This is a genomic window from uncultured Thioclava sp., assembly GCF_913064665.1.
In the GTDB taxonomy this organism is placed as follows: Bacteria; Pseudomonadota; Alphaproteobacteria; order Rhodobacterales; family Rhodobacteraceae; genus Thioclava; species Thioclava arctica.
On sequence record NZ_CAJYBT010000012.1, the window covers coordinates 82,262 to 98,169 of the forward strand.

The 15,908-nt window shown below is 59.5% G+C and carries 17 protein-coding genes; 6 read left to right on the forward strand and 11 right to left on the reverse strand.

The genetic code is table 11. The features are described 5' to 3' along the window. Positions 1–263: 263 nt before the first annotated feature. The 6 genes from ilvD to QZ571_RS07280 form a co-directional block, all read right to left on the reverse strand. A complete protein-coding gene (gene ilvD / locus QZ571_RS07255; RefSeq protein WP_295533048.1) occupies positions 264–2,099 on the reverse strand; it encodes a dihydroxy-acid dehydratase in 1,836 nt (611 codons plus the stop codon). A gap of 98 nt (positions 2,100–2,197) precedes the next feature. Then, positions 2,198–2,701: a gamma-glutamylcyclotransferase family protein gene (locus QZ571_RS07260; protein WP_295533049.1), complete on the reverse strand. Its 504-nt coding sequence runs from the start codon at positions 2,699–2,701 to the stop codon at positions 2,198–2,200. A gap of 235 nt (positions 2,702–2,936) precedes the next feature. Continuing rightward, entirely contained in the window at positions 2,937–3,704 is a 768-nt protein-coding gene (locus QZ571_RS07265; protein ID WP_295533050.1) for a hypothetical protein, read from the reverse strand. Further along, positions 3,701–5,656 (reverse strand): DNA topoisomerase IV subunit B, encoded by a 1,956-nt coding sequence (gene parE, locus QZ571_RS07270; RefSeq protein ID WP_295533051.1) that lies wholly within the window; start codon positions 5,654–5,656, stop codon positions 3,701–3,703. Before parE ends, QZ571_RS07265 begins: the two co-directional genes overlap by 4 nt. 116 nt (positions 5,657–5,772) lie before the next feature. Continuing rightward, on the reverse strand, positions 5,773–6,123 hold the full coding sequence (locus QZ571_RS07275) for a hypothetical protein (RefSeq protein WP_295533052.1): 351 nt from the start codon (positions 6,121–6,123) through the stop codon (positions 5,773–5,775). A 204-nt stretch (positions 6,124–6,327) separates the two neighbouring features. Beyond that, positions 6,328–6,987, reverse strand: coding sequence for a glutathione S-transferase family protein (locus QZ571_RS07280; RefSeq protein WP_295533053.1), 660 nt, complete (start codon positions 6,985–6,987; stop codon positions 6,328–6,330). A 141-nt stretch (positions 6,988–7,128) separates the two neighbouring features. Here QZ571_RS07280 and ppk2 point away from each other — a divergent pair, with 141 nt between their 5' ends. From ppk2 to QZ571_RS07305, 5 genes are all read left to right on the forward strand, one after another. After that, complete coding sequence (gene ppk2, locus QZ571_RS07285; RefSeq protein ID WP_295533054.1) at positions 7,129–8,160, forward strand: polyphosphate kinase 2; 1,032 nt, start codon at positions 7,129–7,131, stop codon at positions 8,158–8,160. Between the two features lie 79 nt (positions 8,161–8,239). Continuing rightward, a complete protein-coding gene (locus QZ571_RS07290; protein WP_295533055.1) occupies positions 8,240–8,839 on the forward strand; it encodes a cyclopropane-fatty-acyl-phospholipid synthase family protein in 600 nt (199 codons plus the stop codon). Between the two features lie 232 nt (positions 8,840–9,071). Continuing rightward, on the forward strand, positions 9,072–9,518 hold the full coding sequence (locus QZ571_RS07295; RefSeq protein WP_295533056.1) for a cytochrome c: 447 nt from the start codon (positions 9,072–9,074) through the stop codon (positions 9,516–9,518). A gap of 15 nt (positions 9,519–9,533) precedes the next feature. Continuing rightward, on the forward strand, positions 9,534–10,127 hold the full coding sequence (locus tag QZ571_RS07300; protein ID WP_295533057.1) for a cytochrome b/b6 domain-containing protein: 594 nt from the start codon (positions 9,534–9,536) through the stop codon (positions 10,125–10,127). 75 nt (positions 10,128–10,202) lie between these two features. Next, positions 10,203–11,567, forward strand: a complete 1,365-nt coding sequence (locus QZ571_RS07305; RefSeq protein WP_295533058.1) for an MATE family efflux transporter — start codon at positions 10,203–10,205, stop codon at positions 11,565–11,567. On the opposite strand, the gene QZ571_RS07310 is transcribed toward QZ571_RS07305, so the two are convergent. The 4 genes from QZ571_RS07310 to QZ571_RS07325 all read right to left on the reverse strand — a co-directional run bounded on the left by QZ571_RS07310 (position 11,560) and on the right by QZ571_RS07325 (position 14,253). Continuing rightward, a complete protein-coding gene (locus tag QZ571_RS07310) occupies positions 11,560–12,771 on the reverse strand; it encodes a UbiH/UbiF family hydroxylase (protein WP_295533059.1) in 1,212 nt (403 codons plus the stop codon). The two genes, QZ571_RS07305 and QZ571_RS07310, sit on opposite strands and share 8 nt — an antisense overlap. Before the next feature lie 106 nt (positions 12,772–12,877). Further along, a complete protein-coding gene (locus QZ571_RS07315) occupies positions 12,878–13,060 on the reverse strand; it encodes a hypothetical protein (protein WP_295533060.1) in 183 nt (60 codons plus the stop codon). Positions 13,061–13,255: 195 nt separating this feature from the next. Then, complete coding sequence (locus QZ571_RS07320; protein WP_295533061.1) at positions 13,256–13,489, reverse strand: hypothetical protein; 234 nt, start codon at positions 13,487–13,489, stop codon at positions 13,256–13,258. Positions 13,490–13,602: 113 nt separating this feature from the next. Further along, positions 13,603–14,253 carry a pyrimidine 5'-nucleotidase gene (locus tag QZ571_RS07325; RefSeq protein WP_295533062.1) on the reverse strand — a complete coding sequence of 217 codons (651 nt, stop codon included), beginning with the start codon at positions 14,251–14,253 and terminating at the stop codon, positions 13,603–13,605. Between the two features lie 95 nt (positions 14,254–14,348). Here QZ571_RS07325 and QZ571_RS07330 point away from each other — a divergent pair, with 95 nt between their 5' ends. Then, entirely contained in the window at positions 14,349–15,002 is a 654-nt protein-coding gene (locus tag QZ571_RS07330; RefSeq protein WP_295533063.1) for a GntR family transcriptional regulator, read from the forward strand. Positions 15,003–15,009: 7 nt separating this feature from the next. On the opposite strand, the gene QZ571_RS07335 is transcribed toward QZ571_RS07330, so the two are convergent. Next, a partial coding sequence (locus QZ571_RS07335; protein WP_295533064.1) for a glycosyltransferase family 2 protein occupies positions 15,010–15,908 on the reverse strand: 899 nt, incomplete at its 5' end.

A 15,908-nucleotide genomic window follows, 5' to 3' on the forward strand; every position in this document is an offset into this window, starting at 1 on the left:
GCTAGGGATGACGCCGGGGTGCTTCCAAAGGGGCGCCAACCTTCGAAGAAATAGTATTTAAGTGCGGATATTTCGTATCGTTGTATGGACGCATTTCCGCGCGAACGCAGCCGAGGGAGTTGCGTTTGTTCCGGAGGAAAACTTTCTTGGAAAAACGTATGCTTTTTGAACAAACAGACGAAACGTGAGCCGTTCCATCTCCTGAGAGGAGATGGAACGGCCGGCCCCGAAGGGCGCGGTCGTTAACTTTTAAGGCATAGAGTTCACTCAGGCAGGATACGCACGCCGCCCTTGGCTGCAGAACTGGCCAGCAACGCGTAGGCCTTGAGCGCAGTCGAAACAGCGCGCTTGCGCGGCGCCGCAGGTTTCCAAGGCAGCGGCCCTTTGGCCGCGCGGCGCGCAGCCAGCGTCGCCTCATCGACGGCCAGATGAATCGTACGACCAGGAATATCGATCTCGATCGTATCGCCGCTTTCCACCAGCCCAATCAGCCCGCCCTCTTCGGCCTCGGGACTGACATGGCCAATGGACAGACCCGAGGTGCCTCCCGAGAACCGCCCATCCGTCAACAGCGCGCATTTTGCCCCCAACCCTTTGGATTTCAAATAAGAGGTCGGATAGAGCATCTCTTGCATGCCCGGCCCGCCACGTGGCCCCTCATAGCGGATGACGACTACGTCGCCCTCAACAACTTTGCCCGTCAGAATGGCCGAAACTGCATCGTCTTGGCTTTCGTAGACCTTGGCTGGGCCTGAGAATTTCAGGATCGAGTCATCTACACCTGCGGTTTTCACGATGCAGCCCTGGGTCGCGATATTGCCCGACAGAACGGCCAAGCCGCCATCTTTGGAAAACGCATGTTCGGCCGAACGGATCACGCCCGCTTTGCGATCACGATCCGTTTCCTTGTAGCGATTTTGCGTCGAGAAGGCCTGTGTTGTGCGCACGCCGCCGGGCGCTGCGCGATAAAACGCATCGACCGCATCGTCATTGGCGCTCACGACATCCCATTTCGCCAATGCTTCGCCCATCGTCTCGGAATGGACAGTGCGCGTGTTTTCGTGGATCAGGCCTGCGCGGTTCATCTCGCCCAGAATGCCCATGATGCCACCGGCGCGGTGAACGTCTTCCATGTGAACATCTTGCTTGGCAGGCGCGACCTTGCACAAGACGGGAACCTTGCGCGACAGCCGGTCGATATCGTCCATCGTGAAATCAACCTCACCTTCATGGGCGATCGCCAGCAGGTGCAACACGGTATTGGTGGACCCGCCCATCGCGATATCGAGGCTCATCGCGTTCTCAAAGGCCTCGAAGGTGGCGATCTCGCGCGGCAGCAGGCCCTTGTCTTCCAACTCATAGTGACGACGCGTAATCTCGACGATCTTGCGGCCGGCCTCAAGGAACAGCTCCTTGCGATCGGCATGGGTCGCCAGCATCGAGCCATTGCCCGGCAGCGCCAGACCCAGCGCCTCGGCCAGACAGTTCATCGAGTTGGCCGTGAACATCCCCGAGCAAGACCCGCAGGTTGGGCAGGCATTGGCCTCCATCTCGGCAACTTGCGCATCGGTGTATTTGTCGTCCGCCGCGATCACCATCGCATCGACCAGATCTACGGCGCGCTCGAGATCGTCAATCGTGACCTTGCCCGCCTCCATCGGCCCACCGGAGACGAAGATCACTGGAATGTTCAGGCGCATCGCCGCCATCATCATGCCAGGGGTGATCTTGTCGCAATTGGAAATGCACACCATCGCATCGGCACAATGCGCATTAACCATATATTCAACCGAATCCGCGATGATCTCGCGCGAGGGCAGCGAATAAAGCATCCCGTCATGGCCCATCGCGATGCCGTCATCGACCGCGATGGTGTTGAATTCCTTGGCAACCCCGCCCGCGTTTTCAATTTCGCGGGCGACCATCTGGCCCAGATCTTTGAGGTGGACGTGACCGGGCACGAATTGCGTGAACGAGTTCACAACGGCGATGATCGGCTTGCCGAAATCGTCGTCGGTCATGCCTGTGGCGCGCCACAGGCCCCGCGCGCCTGCCATATTGCGCCCATGGGTGGATTTGCGGGAACGATAATAGGCCATGGATTTTTCCGTTTCTGTCGCGCCCGGGTGAGTGCGGGCAATTTCCTGTCGTCGATCTCAATATAGCATGCCAAAAGCGTTGAACAGGCCCCGACAGATCAGAGAGCGGTGCGCCAATCTGCATATCCCGCTCGCATCAGAGCATCGCGTGCTGTCTGGAAGGCCGGGCGGTCGGCTTGTGGATCGGGCAGGGGGGCGATGTGGGCAAGATCGTCCAGTGCCAGCCCATGTTCGCGCCGCCCCGCCCGGATCAGTGCAAGATACCATGCGAAAGGCGCAAGGCCGTCGGCGCGGATCAGCGCGCGATACGTGAAGGCGCGGGGGCCAGCGCTTAGTGTGAGTTCAATTTTCTCGTAATGCTTGCCCGCCCCTTCGGCGTCGTCCAGCGCAGGAATATCGGTGGGCGCGATATCATAGAGCACCCCCACGGCGCCCCCTCTGCCCGGCGTGATCGTCGCCTTGCCCGACCCATCGCGCCCGCGTTTCGAGAAATCGAGGCTGTGCCCGGGAACCCGCGTCGTCCCGATCACGCGCGCCGAGGGGCAACGGGCGGCGAGTCGTGAGGTGAGCAGGTTGGAGCCGTAGGCGAGGTAGCAGGGCATCTGGTCACATTAGCGATGCATCTAGCGCGCGGGAAGGGAGGAGGCGGCTTTAGGTGCGCGTTCGGTTCTTGGCAATAAGGGCTGCGCCCGATCCTGGGTGGGCGCTTCGCAACAGTGGTTCAAGTTGCTTTATTTCTCAATTCCGTTGGGCGGCCGTGCGATGTGAAGCGGTACAAAAGCGCCCTCCCGGGGGGAGGGTCGGGCGCTGCCCGAGCTGGTCGCCCGGGCGGAACCTTTAATCCATGGCTTTCACAATGAGTTTTGCGATTTGCTGCCGACTCAGGAAATGAAAAAGACTGCGTGTCGCATTCGTAATAATCCCTGCAAAAAAAACTTTTGGCTTCAGATCGAGTAGTTGAACGCCAAATACTGGCCCTCCACTCATACCGACTGGATCGAATTCCAGCGATGGTTGCGGGCGAAATGCCAGCCTGTTGGGAAGGTAAGGAGTGGATTGCTCTCCTCCCACGCCATAGGGAGCTGCTTCATAGCTCGAAACGTCGAAATCGATCGTATTTATGTGACCCGGGTATCCTATAGCAAAGATGATCTGAGGCTCGGGCAATCTTTCGATGGAGAGTTCTTGGTCGAGCCTGTACCATGAGTGTGATGGAAGGCTCCTTGATCGCACCGTATCAGTAAATTCGAACACGACCGCATCAAGGTCTGTTCCCTGCTCTCTATTGTTCTGAAAAATCGCAGAGTGAGAGGTCGCGAATCTCGAAGTCGAGGAGTTGTGAATGCATAATTGGTTGAAGTCGTAACGATTAATTCTGAGTTGATGATCAGTGGTGATAGCGAAGTAGCGATCTCCTACACGCACTCTCGTAAGTGAACCTGCTTTCGAAACGTCGAAGGGTTCGAAGCCGTTTGTGTGAAAAAGTGCAGGTTCTGCAAAACGCCTAAGATGCTCCCCCAAAGAGTTCGCAGGAATAAGGAGACCGGTGACCTCTACAGCTGTATGCAGCTTACTTCCGAGGATCGTTTCTAGATTTATGTTCAAACATCCAGCTCCTCCACGAACTGCGCGTTCTCGGAAATATACTGGAAACGCAGCTCGGGTTTCTTGCCCATCAGGCGTTCGACAAGATCGTCGGTCTCGCCGGGCATGTCATCATGCAGGGTGACGCGGATTAGCTTGCGGGTTTCGGGGTTCATTGTGGTGTCTTTCAGGTCTTTGGCATCCATCTCGCCAAGCCCTTTAAACCGCTGCACGTCAATTTTCCCTTTGCCGCCCAGACCTTTAGCCATCATCTCATCTTTTTCTGCGTCATCCGAGACATACAGCCGTTTCGCCCCTTGGGTCAGACGATAGAGCGGTGGGCAGGCTAGATAGAGGTGGCCCTGATCAATCATCGGGCGCATCTGGGTGAAGAAAAACGTCATCAGCAGGGCCGCGATATGCGCGCCGTCAACATCCGCGTCGGTCATGATGATGATCTTGTCATAGCGCAGATCGTCGATGTTGAACCGCGTTCCCAGCCCGACACCCAAAGCCTGCGTCAGGTCGCTGATCTCTTGGTTGGAGCCAAGTTTCGAACTCGCCGCGCCCAGCACGTTCAGGATCTTGCCGCGCAGCGGCAGCAGTGCCTGATTCTTGCGGTCGCGTGCCATCTTGGCCGATCCACCTGCCGAGTCGCCCTCGACGATGAACAGCTCGGTATTCGCGCGGTTGGTGGCCGAACAATCGACCAGCTTGCCGGGCAGGCGCAGCTTTTTGGTGGCGGTTTTGCGTTGCGTTTCCTTTTCCTGACGGCGTTTCAGCCGCTCTTCCGAGCGCAGCACAAGGAAATCAAGAATCGCACCGGCGGATTTCGTGTCCGAGGCCAGCCAGTTGTCGAAGTGGTCGCGCACCGCACCTTCGACAAGACGGTGAGCCTCAACCGTAGCCAGCCGGTCTTTGGTTTGGCCGACGAATTCCGGTTCGCGGATGAAACAGCTGACCAGCGCGCAGCCGCCTGTGATCAGGTCTTCGCGCGTGATCTGGCTGGCTTTTTTATTGTTCACCAACTCGCCATAGGCGCGAATCCCCTTGAGAATCGCCGCCCAGAACCCGGCTTCGTGGGTGCCGCCCTCGGGCGTGGGCACGGTATTACAGTAAGATTGGATGAAGCCATCGCGCGACGGCGTCCAGTTGATCGCCCATTCGACTTGTCCGGGCACGCCGAATTTTTCCTGAAACTTCACCTTTCCGGCGAAGGGGCGATCGGCATAGGTGCTGGCGCCGCCGAGGGTCTCGGTCAGGTAATCCGACAAGCCACCCGGGAAATGGAACACGGCCTCGGCGGGGGTTTCACCATCGTCGATTTCGGTCTTCCAGCGAATTTCAACGCCCGAGAACAGATAGGCCTTGGAGCGCACCATTTTCATCATGCGCGCGGGCTTGAAGCGGTGATGACCAAAGATTTGCGCATCCGCATGGAAGGTGGTGGTGGTGCCGCGCCGGTTGGGGGCGGCGCCGATCTTTTGCACCGGGCCTTCGGGGATGCCGCGCGAAAAGCGTTGCTCGTAAAGCTCTTTGTTTTTGGCAACTTGCACGATCATCACATCTGACAGCGCGTTCACAACCGAGGCCCCAACGCCATGCAAACCGCCCGAGGTTTCATAGGCATCGCCCGAGAATTTCCCGCCCGCATGTAGCGTGCACAAGATCACCTCAAGCGCGGATTTGCCGGGGAATTTCGGGTGGGGATCAATCGGGATGCCACGGCCATTGTCGCGCACGACAACGGAATAATCGGCCAGCAATTCGACCTCGATGCGCGTGGCATGGCCGGCAACCGCCTCATCCATCGAGTTATCAAGAACCTCGGCCACAAGATGGTGTAGCGCGCGCTCATCCGTGCCGCCGATATACATGCCGGGGCGTTTGCGGACTGGCTCCAGTCCTTCGAGTACCTCAATCGAAGAGGCGTCGTAGCTATCGGTTTTGGGCGTCAGGAGATCGTCGGCCATGCTCGCATCCTCTTGTGGTTTGTTACACCACAGATACAGCAGGTAGGGGCGGGGGGGCAAGAACACCCCTCCGCCCCTTTCTCACCGCAGGCCCCACACCCGCGGATCAAAGACGCTTAGGTGATACTCGTCATTAGCAGCATCGACCCCACAGCCATGGCTATTCCGAGCACCTCTCGCACGGCAGGTTGCCCGCCGAACAAAAGCACACCAATCGTCACAAGCGCCAACATCGTGAAAAGCGATGCAGAAGCCGTATCTTGCGCCAAGGAGACATGGCGCAACGCAAGAACCCAAGCTGCCGCGGCAGCGGCAAAGACCATGGTGCCGAGGAAGATAAACGGCCCATGCAGGGCAACGCGCCTGCCAGACACTGGACGCATGAGACGCTCGCTTGCAATCACCCCAAGTACCGCAAGCAGGCAAATCCCATATGCCAGAAGGCCCAACATCACCGAACTCTGCATCTTTTCACTCCCTCACACTGACGTAAGGGAAGCACGTTCACCAAGCGGAATCCGAGCGGGTTGCGGAAATCCTGACTGACGGTTCCGGAGAACCTGACTAAAAAGTTAGGTTTGGCATGAGCAAATGCCCAATGGCTGGGCAATGCCTATGGTCAAGACGCGGTCAGGTCGCGAATCGCCCCGCGAGACCGGTTCGATTCGCGTTCAAACCGGCTCGGCTTGAAACTGCGCCCACATCGCGCGAAACCCTGCGCGGGCGTGGCACAGCTTGAGCCATTGAGCGAGGCGCGGGTAGGCGTCGAGGAACGCTGCGTGATCGGTTCCGTAGCGCAGAATCTCGGCCGTATTGATATCGGCAACGGTGAAACGCCCGCCAACCATGTGGCTGTGATCTGCGAGATGGGCCTCTAGCGCCTCCAGCGGACGCGCAAGCTTGGCGGTCAGATTTGCAATTTCACGCGCACCAGCGTCGGTGTCTTGCTCTTTGCGCCGATACACAAAGCTCAGCGCAAGCGAATCTGCCTCAATCCAAGTGGCAGCGAACAGGGCCCATTGCTCCATCAGGGCAAGTTCGCGTTCATTGGCGGGGGCCAACGGGCCGCCTGCCTTGCGCGCCAGATGCAGGTTGATCGCCAGCGATTCCGACAAGATCAGCCCATCGTCTTCCAGTACCGGGATCGCGCCCATCGGAGAGAGGCGGCGAAACTCGGGGGAGCGGGTGTTGAGCGCGGCATCAGGGGCCAGCGGATCCTTGAAACGGTTGGCTTGCACCACGCGCTTGAGCTTGAAGGGCAGCTTGGTCTCTTCGAGCAGCCAAAGTGTGCGGCTCGCGCGAGAATGGTAGTTTCCGTAAACTGTAAGCATCTGACCCTCCGCTATCAGGCGATATGGCGGTTTTTCTGGGCGAATGAAAAGCCCCCTCAGCGCCTTCTTGACTCGTATCAAGGCAGATCACGCGGCTTTGTTCTAGGCTAGAAACGGTTTTGATCAGTAGGGATATGTGTGATGAATAAAACGGTAATCGGTTCAACAGAGCAAAAGACCCAAGCCAAGGCGGAGTCGCAATCGACGGCGCAAGTGGTGGTCGAAAAACCTGCTGACCCCAGCGATCCGCATCCTGCGATTGCGCCGGGAGACGCGGCGACACAAGGTCCGCAAAGCTTTCCGCGCGTTGATCCGAATGCCGTTCGGCTGGCTTTTGAGACGGGAAGATACCCCTATCGGAGTCGGATGCGCCGCGCCCAATACGAGCGCGAGAAAGCGCAGATTCAGGCCGAGTTGCTGAAGGTTCAGAAATGGGCGCTTGAGACGGGCCAGAAATTCGTGATCCTGTTCGAAGGCCGCGACGCTGCGGGCAAGGGCGGCACGATCAAACGCTTTACCGAACATCTCAATCCGCGCTTTGCCCGTGTGGTGGCCCTGAATAAGCCGACCGAAGAAGAGCGCGGGCAATGGTATTTTCAGCGCTATATCAGCCATCTTCCGACGGCCGGAGAGATGACGTTTTATGATCGCAGTTGGTATAATCGCGCGGGCGTGGAGCGGGTGATGGGCTTTTGCTCGCCCTCGGAATATCTTGAGTTCATGCGCCAGACCCCGGAACTGGAGCGGATGTTTGTGCGCTCGGGGATACGGCTTTACAAATATTGGTTCTCGGTGACGCAGAACGAACAGCGCGCCCGTTTCAAATCACGCGAAACCGACCCGCTGAAGCGCTGGAAGCTTTCGCCAATCGACCTTGCGAGCCTTGGAAAATGGGACGATTACACCGAGGCGAAAGAAGCGATGTTCTTTTACACCGACACCGCCGATGCGCCGTGGACCATCGTGAAATCGAACGACAAGAAACGGGCGCGGCTCAACTGCATGCGTCATTTCCTGTCAACGCTCGATTATCCCGATAAAGACTACGAAGTCGCGTCGGGGCCTGACCCGCTGATCGTTGGCCATGCCAGTCATGTGGTTCAATCTGCCGATCATATTTTTGGCACTTCGCTGCATCCCGATCAGCGCAAGCGGGCTAAACCTGCGGGCTAATCACGTCTATGCGTCCCGTGCACGGGTTGCCGCGCCCGAATTGCGGCCCATGTCTTGAGGTCGCAAGCAGGAGAACATGATGAGCTGGAACGCACGCTTCGCAGGTGAGGATTATGTGTACGGCAAGGCGCCCGCTGCTTTCGTGGCGGCGCAGGCGTGGCGCATCGCGCCGGGCGCCAAGATGCTATCGATTGCCGAAGGAGAGGGGCGCAATTCGGTGTTTCTGGCCGAGCAAGGTGTGGTGATGACCGCGCTTGAGCAGGCCTCGAATGCACGGGCCAAGGCGCTTCATCTGGCGCAAGAGCGCGGGGTCACTCTGACGTTCATCGACGCGGATTTACGCGGCTATGACTGGCCCGAAGCCGAGTATGACGCGGTGCTTGCCTGTTTCATTCAGTTTGCAGACCCAGCGTTTCGTGCCGAGATCTTCGATGGCATCGCGCGCGCACTCAAGCCGGGCGGAATCGTCTTGATCCACGGGTTTGCCAAACGCCAGCCTAGCTACGGCAGCGGTGGGCCCGGCGTGGTTGAGCAACTGTATGATCTGGACCTATTGCGCGCCGCGTTTCCGGGATGGGAGCTGTTGCATCAGGCCGATTACGATGGCGATCTTGACGAGGGGGAGGGCCATTCTGGCCGTGCCGCACTGGTCGATTTTGTGGCGCGCAAACCCGCTTGATCCGATTCAGGGGGGCAAGCAACTTGTTAATACGGTCACGCGCTGCGAATCCGTTGCGCGATGGCCGGAAATTTGTCGATTGGGCGGAAAGTCGCGTAAAATCAAAGAGTTTGCGCCGGCGTCAGCACGTCGCATGTGCTTTTATGCACAAATGTTATGTCTTGGGCGTTTCACGTGTTCGTGTAACATGTGAAATGAGAACAGTCTGAATTTTCAGTATTTGGAGACTAAGATGCGTAAGACCCTCCTTGCCCTTTGTTTCGTTCTGCCCGCCGGTATGGTTGCGGCACAATCACCCGAAGATGCGGTGAAGGCCCGTCAGGGCTATTTTGATTTGCTTGGTGCGCAAATGGCGGTGCTGGCGCCGATGGCGCAGGGCAAAATGGATTTCGATGCCGCCAAAGCCAAAGTCGCTGCTGACAACCTCGCAGCGCTTGCCAAGGTTGATGTCTCGCCGCTGTTCGTGCCGGGCACCTCGACCGATGATCTGGGTGACGCGACCCGCGCACTTCCCGCGATCTGGGAAAAGGGCGATGATTTCATGGCCAAAGCCACAGCGATGCACGAAGCGGCCGCCGCCATGCCTGAAGCTGCGGGCAGCCTTGAGACGCTGCAAGTTGCGGTCGGCCAACTGGGCGGTTCTTGCAAAGGCTGCCACGACAACTTCCGCGCGAAGTAAGCAGGACCAGAGCACATGCGTGACACCACCTCCCCCAAGACCCGTGTGATCAAAGTCTGGGACCCGGTTGTTCGCTCTTTCCACTGGCTTTTGGTGCTGGCATTTGCTGGCGCCTGGGGCTTGGGGGAATGGGGGCCGAACCAGATGACGTGGCATTTCTATTTTGGCTACGTGATTGCAGGATTGGTGGGGGTGCGTCTGATCTGGGGGTTTGTGGGCACGCGCAATGCGCGCTTCACAAGCTTCTTGTTCGGGCCGGGCAAGGTGGTGGCCTATTTGCGCCATCTGCCCTCACGCGACCCCTCGCATTGGATCGGCCACAACCCGATGGGGGGCTGGTCGGTTTTTCTGATGCTGGCGCTGCTGATCGCGCAAGTCGCGACCGGGATGATGTCGGACCCCAAGGATTACATCAATGTCGGCCCCTTGGCGCAATATGTGCCCAGCGACATCAGCGATCTATCGGTGAAGCTGCACCATATCCTTTCGACCTTGCTGCTGATCGTGGTCGGCATGCATATCGCGGCGATCCTGTTTTACCGCCGTTGGAAGGGGGAGAACCTTGTCACCCCCATGATCACCGGCAAGAAGGTGATCGAAGAAGACTGAGCTGCCCTTGACCGATCCGGCGCGCGCGTCTAGCGAACCGGGATGCGTGTCCAAGCCCCAATCTCTGCAAGCCCGATGCCAATTACGCGCCATTTGCGCGCGATCCTTGGGCTTGGCTTGCCGCTGATTGGCTCCAACCTTGCGCAGATGCTGCTCAATGTGACCGATACGGTGATGGTGGGCTGGTATGGGATCGAGTCGCTGGCGGCGCTGGTTCTTGGCTCGTCCTTTTTCTTTTCGCTTTTCATGCTGGGCAATGGCATTGCGCTGGCGGTGATGGGCCGGGTCTCGGCCAGCCTTGGCGCGGACGACGAGGTGCAGGCGCGGCGCGACACGCGGATGGGGATATGGCTGTCGATCCTATATGGCATCTCGGTGCTGCCGGTGACGTGGTATTCGGGGCCGATCCTGCAGGCGCTGGGCCAAGAGCCCCAGATTGCCAGTCTCGCACAGGACTATCTGCGCATTCTCGGCTTTGCGCTGGCACCTGCGCTGGCGATGATGGTGTTGCGCTCATATCTGTCCGCTCAAGAGCGCACGCAGGTCTTGCTTTGGATCACGCTGGCTGGGGTTGGGGTCAATATCTTGCTGAATTGGTTGCTGATTTTCGGCAATTTCGGCCTGCCGGAACTGGGCGTGCGCGGTGCGGCGATTGCCTCGCTCACCGTCACCTGCCTCAGCCTTGTGGCGCAGGCGATCTATGCCGCGCGCGCCCCCGGTCTGACCCATATCGCGCTGTTCGCGCGATTTTGGCGCCCCGATTGGGAGGCGTTCTGGCTGGTGCTGAAAATGGGCCTGCCGGTGGGGCTGACCTCGGTGGCGGAAGGCTCGATGTTTCAGGCCTCGGCGCTGATGATGGGCTGGATCGGCACGGTTGAGCTGGCGGCCCATGGCATCGCGCTGCAAATCACCTCGATTGCGTTCATGGTTCATGTTGGGTTGTCCAACGCGGCGACGGTGCGTGCGGGGCGGGCACATGGTGCGCGTAACCCGCGATTGCTGAGCGACGGGGCGATGGTGGTGATCGGATTGTCGCTGGGGTTCGGCTTGGCAACGGTGGTGCTGTTTGTTGCGTTCGGCGCGCCGATGACGGCGCTGTTTCTGGATCGCGCCAATCCGTCAAGCGCACAGATTATCCGCATCTGTGTGCGATTTTTGATGGTTGCGGCGGTGTTTCAGTTGTTCGATCTGATGCAGGTGATGGCGCTGGGCCTGTTGCGCGGCGTGCAGGACACCCGTGTGCCGATGGGGATGGCTGTGCTCAGCTATTGGCTGATCGGTATTCCGGCTAGCTATGTTCTGGCCTTTCCGCTGGGATTTGGCGGGGTCGGGCTATGGCTTGGACTGGTGCTGGGGCTGGCCTGCGCAGGCGCGCTGATGATGCGCCGGTTCTGGCGTGGGCCTTGGCTGCGCGCGGTTGCGACGACCGGCGCTACCTGATCCCCAGCCCCGCGCGCATCAAGGATTTGCGCACCGGGCCCAGCGAATACAGCGCGCCCAGAACGCCCGCGCGCAGATCACGCAACGGGCGGGCCTGCACCATTGAAGCCCGGTTGAGAGCATCAATCCCGATTTCGCGCGCTTTCACCTCGGGCCAGCGACGGCGGTGATAGGCCTCCAGCATCGCGGGTTCTCCCAGATGCGCGGGGTCGCGGTCACACAGATCAAGCAGATACGCCAGATCGGCAAGGCTCATGTTCAGCCCCTGCGCCCCGATCGGCGGGATGACATGGGCGGCCTCGGCGATCAGGGCCACGCGCTGGGCACTGAAGCGGCGAGCAATCTGCGTCATCATCGGCCAGACCGAGCGGCGTGTTTCCAGTTTCAGCGGCCCCAGGATACCGGTCGAGCGTTCGAGCATCGCAGCCTCGAACTCTGCGACGGGCAAGGCGGCCAGACGTTCAGCTTCGGCCCCGCGCTCCATCCAGACGATGGCCGATGAGGGCACGCCGTTGCGATCAGGCAGTGGCACCAGCGTGAAGGGCCCGCCCGTGCGGTGAATTTCGGTGGAGACATTGCCATGCGGGATCGGGTGGGTGACGGCAAAGGCCAGCGCCTTTTGACCGTAGCGCGTGGTCTTGACGGGAATGCCCGCCGCTTCGCGGATGAACGAGTTGCGACCGTCGGCGGCAACCACCAGTTTCGCCTGCACATGACTACCATCCGAGAGCGTCACCTCGGCGCCGCTTTCGCGTGTCAGCAATCCGGTCGTGGCGACGCCGGGGCGGAAATCAACCTGCGGAATTTCCGCAAGCCGCGTCACCAATTCACGGCGCAGCAGCCAATTCGGAAAGTTCCAGCCGAAGGGTTCATCGGACAGATCGGAGGCATCGAAATCGCGCGTCAGACGCGCCTCGGATTTCTCGCCCCCTGCGTCGATGATGCGCATGATTTGCAACGGCGCGGCATGCGGGGCCAATCGAGACCAAAGCCCAGCGGCCTCAAGCAGCTTGCGCGAGGGATGCAGAAACGCCGTGGTGCGCATATCCGCGCCCTCTGCCCCCTCTGAGGTGACGGGGGGCGTGGGATCGACGCAGATCGTGGTAAACCCCGCCGCGCCAAAGGCCGCAGCCGCCGCCAGACCCGCGACACCGCCGCCGGAAATCAAGATATCGGTTTGCTGAATGTCGGTTGCCTGTGACATGGTGTGCCCTCGTCTGATGCGCACCCAATTTGCCCTGATTGGGCCGCGTTCGCAATCGCTGAAAGCCGCCCGCAGGCAGCCGTTGCTGCGACCTCGTGTGTTTGGCTTAGCTGAATGAGATTCCGACAAGCACGACGAAGACCACGAAGGTCATCGCGATCATCCAGACCGTTGTGCCCAAAAGGCCAAACAGCAGCGTGCCGAAAACCAACCCGGCCACGATCAGCGCCGCGAGAAGATAAAGCGACAGCGCGCCTTTGTTGGACTGCGGGGTGATGGCTGCGTTCATGGGGGCCTCCGAGGGCTATGATACATCAAACATACGTCTTGAATGCATATTATAGTACCACAATTACGCGCCCGTGACCATCACCTAGACTGTCGCAGGATCAGGTCATAACAAACACGGCCGCGAACGCTGGTTCGGGCCGTGCCTACAATAGGATAGGGACATTTCTGCCTAGGCAGTGCCCAAATGGGTTGGTCAACCGCCAGCCGTCATCACGACGAGCAGTGCCAGCATGATCCAAGTGGCACCAACCGCCCAAAGGATCAGGCCACCAAGGCCCATGGTCAGGGTCAAGCCTGCCGCCAAAGCGACCACAAGAAAGGCGATCAGATACATCGTGCGCGGCGCGATCTGCGTTTTGGGATCGGCATGGTCGTGGGTGTCGGCAACATAGGCCGTTGCGCCGGAATCGGCGGTCATCATGGTCATTGTCGAATCTCCCTTCGCTATCTCCCTGATAGCCCGTTCGGATTTAACGGGCGATGAACATTTTTTACAGGGCACAGCGCGTGCCATAATGTCGCAGTTTCAGACAGTCGCAGTCACTTCTGCATTAGCTCTGCCAGGAAGGCCGCCAAATCATCCGTGTGATGGTGGATATGATCGGCCGGTTCAGGCGCGGGCGCGACATGCACGGTGCGCATTCCCAGCGCATGAGGGTGGCGTAGATTGCGCGGATCATCTTCGAACATCGCGCCTGTCACGGGGCTGATTCCGGCTTTGGCAAACACGGTATCAAAGGCGCGCGCCGAGGGTTTGGGATGAAATTCGGCATGTTCCACACCATAAATCCCGTCAAACAGCCCCGACAGCCCGCGCGCCGCCAGAACCCTGTCCGCATAGGGGGCCGAGCCATTGGTGAATACGATCCGACGACCGGGAAGTGCTGCAATACCCGCGCGCAACGCCGGGTCTGGCGTGAGATGATCCAGCGAAATCTCGTGTACCTCGGTCAGATAGGGCGCGGGATCGACGTCATGCTCATGCATCAGCCCGGCGAGCGTGGTGCCGTAAAGCTGCCAGTAATGGCCGCGCAGGTGATCGGCATGGGCGCGATCAACCCCCAATGCGCGCATCACGAAATCGGTCATCTTCACTTCGATCTGATCAAAGAGGCGCGCCGAGGGCGGATATAGCGTGTTGTCGAGGTCAAAGACCCAGTCGGTCACTTGGGAGAAATCATGTGTGCTCATGGCGCGCACGCTAGGCCGGGGCGCGCGCAGGTGCAATCTGCTTGTCATGCCCCCCCGCGCGTGCCTAATCTGACGCAAGATGCAAGGCAGGACAGATGCAAAAAGACGCCTACACTCTGATACTCGAAGCGATCGACGAGGGGATTTATCGGCCCGGCAACCGTTTGGTTGAGTCCGAATTGGCAGATCGATTCGGTGTCTCGCGTACGCCGGTGCGCGAAGCATTGCAGCGCCTTGAGACGCAGCAGATGTTGGCGCGCGATGGCCGCTCGCTGATCGTGGCATCGCTGGATCACAATCAACTCGCCGAGCTTTACGTTGTGCGCGCCGAGCTAGAGGCGCTGGCGGCACGACTGGCGGCCAAACACGCTGCCCCCGAAGAGGTGCGCGTGCTCCAAAACATGATTGATGAGGATCGCGGCCAGTTGAACAGCCCCGAGGCGCTGAGCCGGGCCAATCGGCGCTTTCATCACCAGATCCATCTGGCGTCGCATAACCGCTATCTCGTGCAGCAGCTCGATCTGGTGCATCGCTCGATGGCGCTTTTGGCGACCACCTCGCTGGCGGTGAAAGGGCGGGGCGCGGCGGCGCTTGATGAACATCAGGCGATCATTGATGCGATCCGCGAGGGCGACGAAGAGGCTGCGGCGGCAGCCCTTCGCGCCCATATCTCGCTTGCCTTTGAAACCCGTCTCAAGCTGGACGCGGCGGGACATGGCACGGCTGGCCATTGGGCCGAAGCACTGTAACCAAGCGTCAGTCGATCAAGGGCGCGCGCGGGGTGCGTGGGGCTGGCTGCGTCAGGATGGCGCTGGCCTTGGTGATGGCCGGGATCAGGCTTGTTGGGGTCGGGCCGCTGCGCTGTTCGCTTTGGATATGCGCGGTGTCAAAGATGCCGTGATGGGTTTTGTCCCAATAAAATGGCATCGTGATGACCTCATAGATCGCTTTCCAACCTGCCAGCGCGCCCAGTGGAAAATACAGATGCAGCGAGGGCACCCATTTGATGAGATGGCGATGGTCTTCATGGCGCACGGACCACATTCCAGCCGCGATATTGAGCAGCTCCGAGAGCACGAACAGCGCCATCATTGGCCAGAACAAACTTGCCGGCATGTTCGAAGCGATCGGGTGCCATAGCCCGAACAACGTGATCCAGAAGCTCCACAGAACCGGGGCGAGTATGTATTGCGACAGCGAGCCAAGGATCAGGATTTGCACGCCGATGAACCGCTTAGTGCCAAGATCGCGCCAAAGCTGCAGCGGATTGCGCATATGCACCGACCACGTCATCGCATAGCCCTTGAGCCAACGTGAACGCTGCTTGACCCACGGAATCGTGCGGCAATTGGCCTCTTCATAGGTGACGGCGGGGATCAGTTCGGTGCGATAGCCATGGCGTGCCAAACGTACGCCCAGATCGGCGTCTTCGGTCACGTTATGGGCGTCCCAACCGCCAAGTTTCTCGAGCGCGTCGCGGCGGAAAAACAGCGTTGTCCCACCCAAAGGCACCACGAAGCCCAGCCGCGCCAGACCCGGCAGAAACATGCGAAACCAGGTCGCATATTCGATGGTGAAACAGCGCGAGAGCCAGTTGGTTCGCGGGTTATAGTAATCGATGACGCCTTGCAGGCCGTCCACCTCACGCGGGGCCC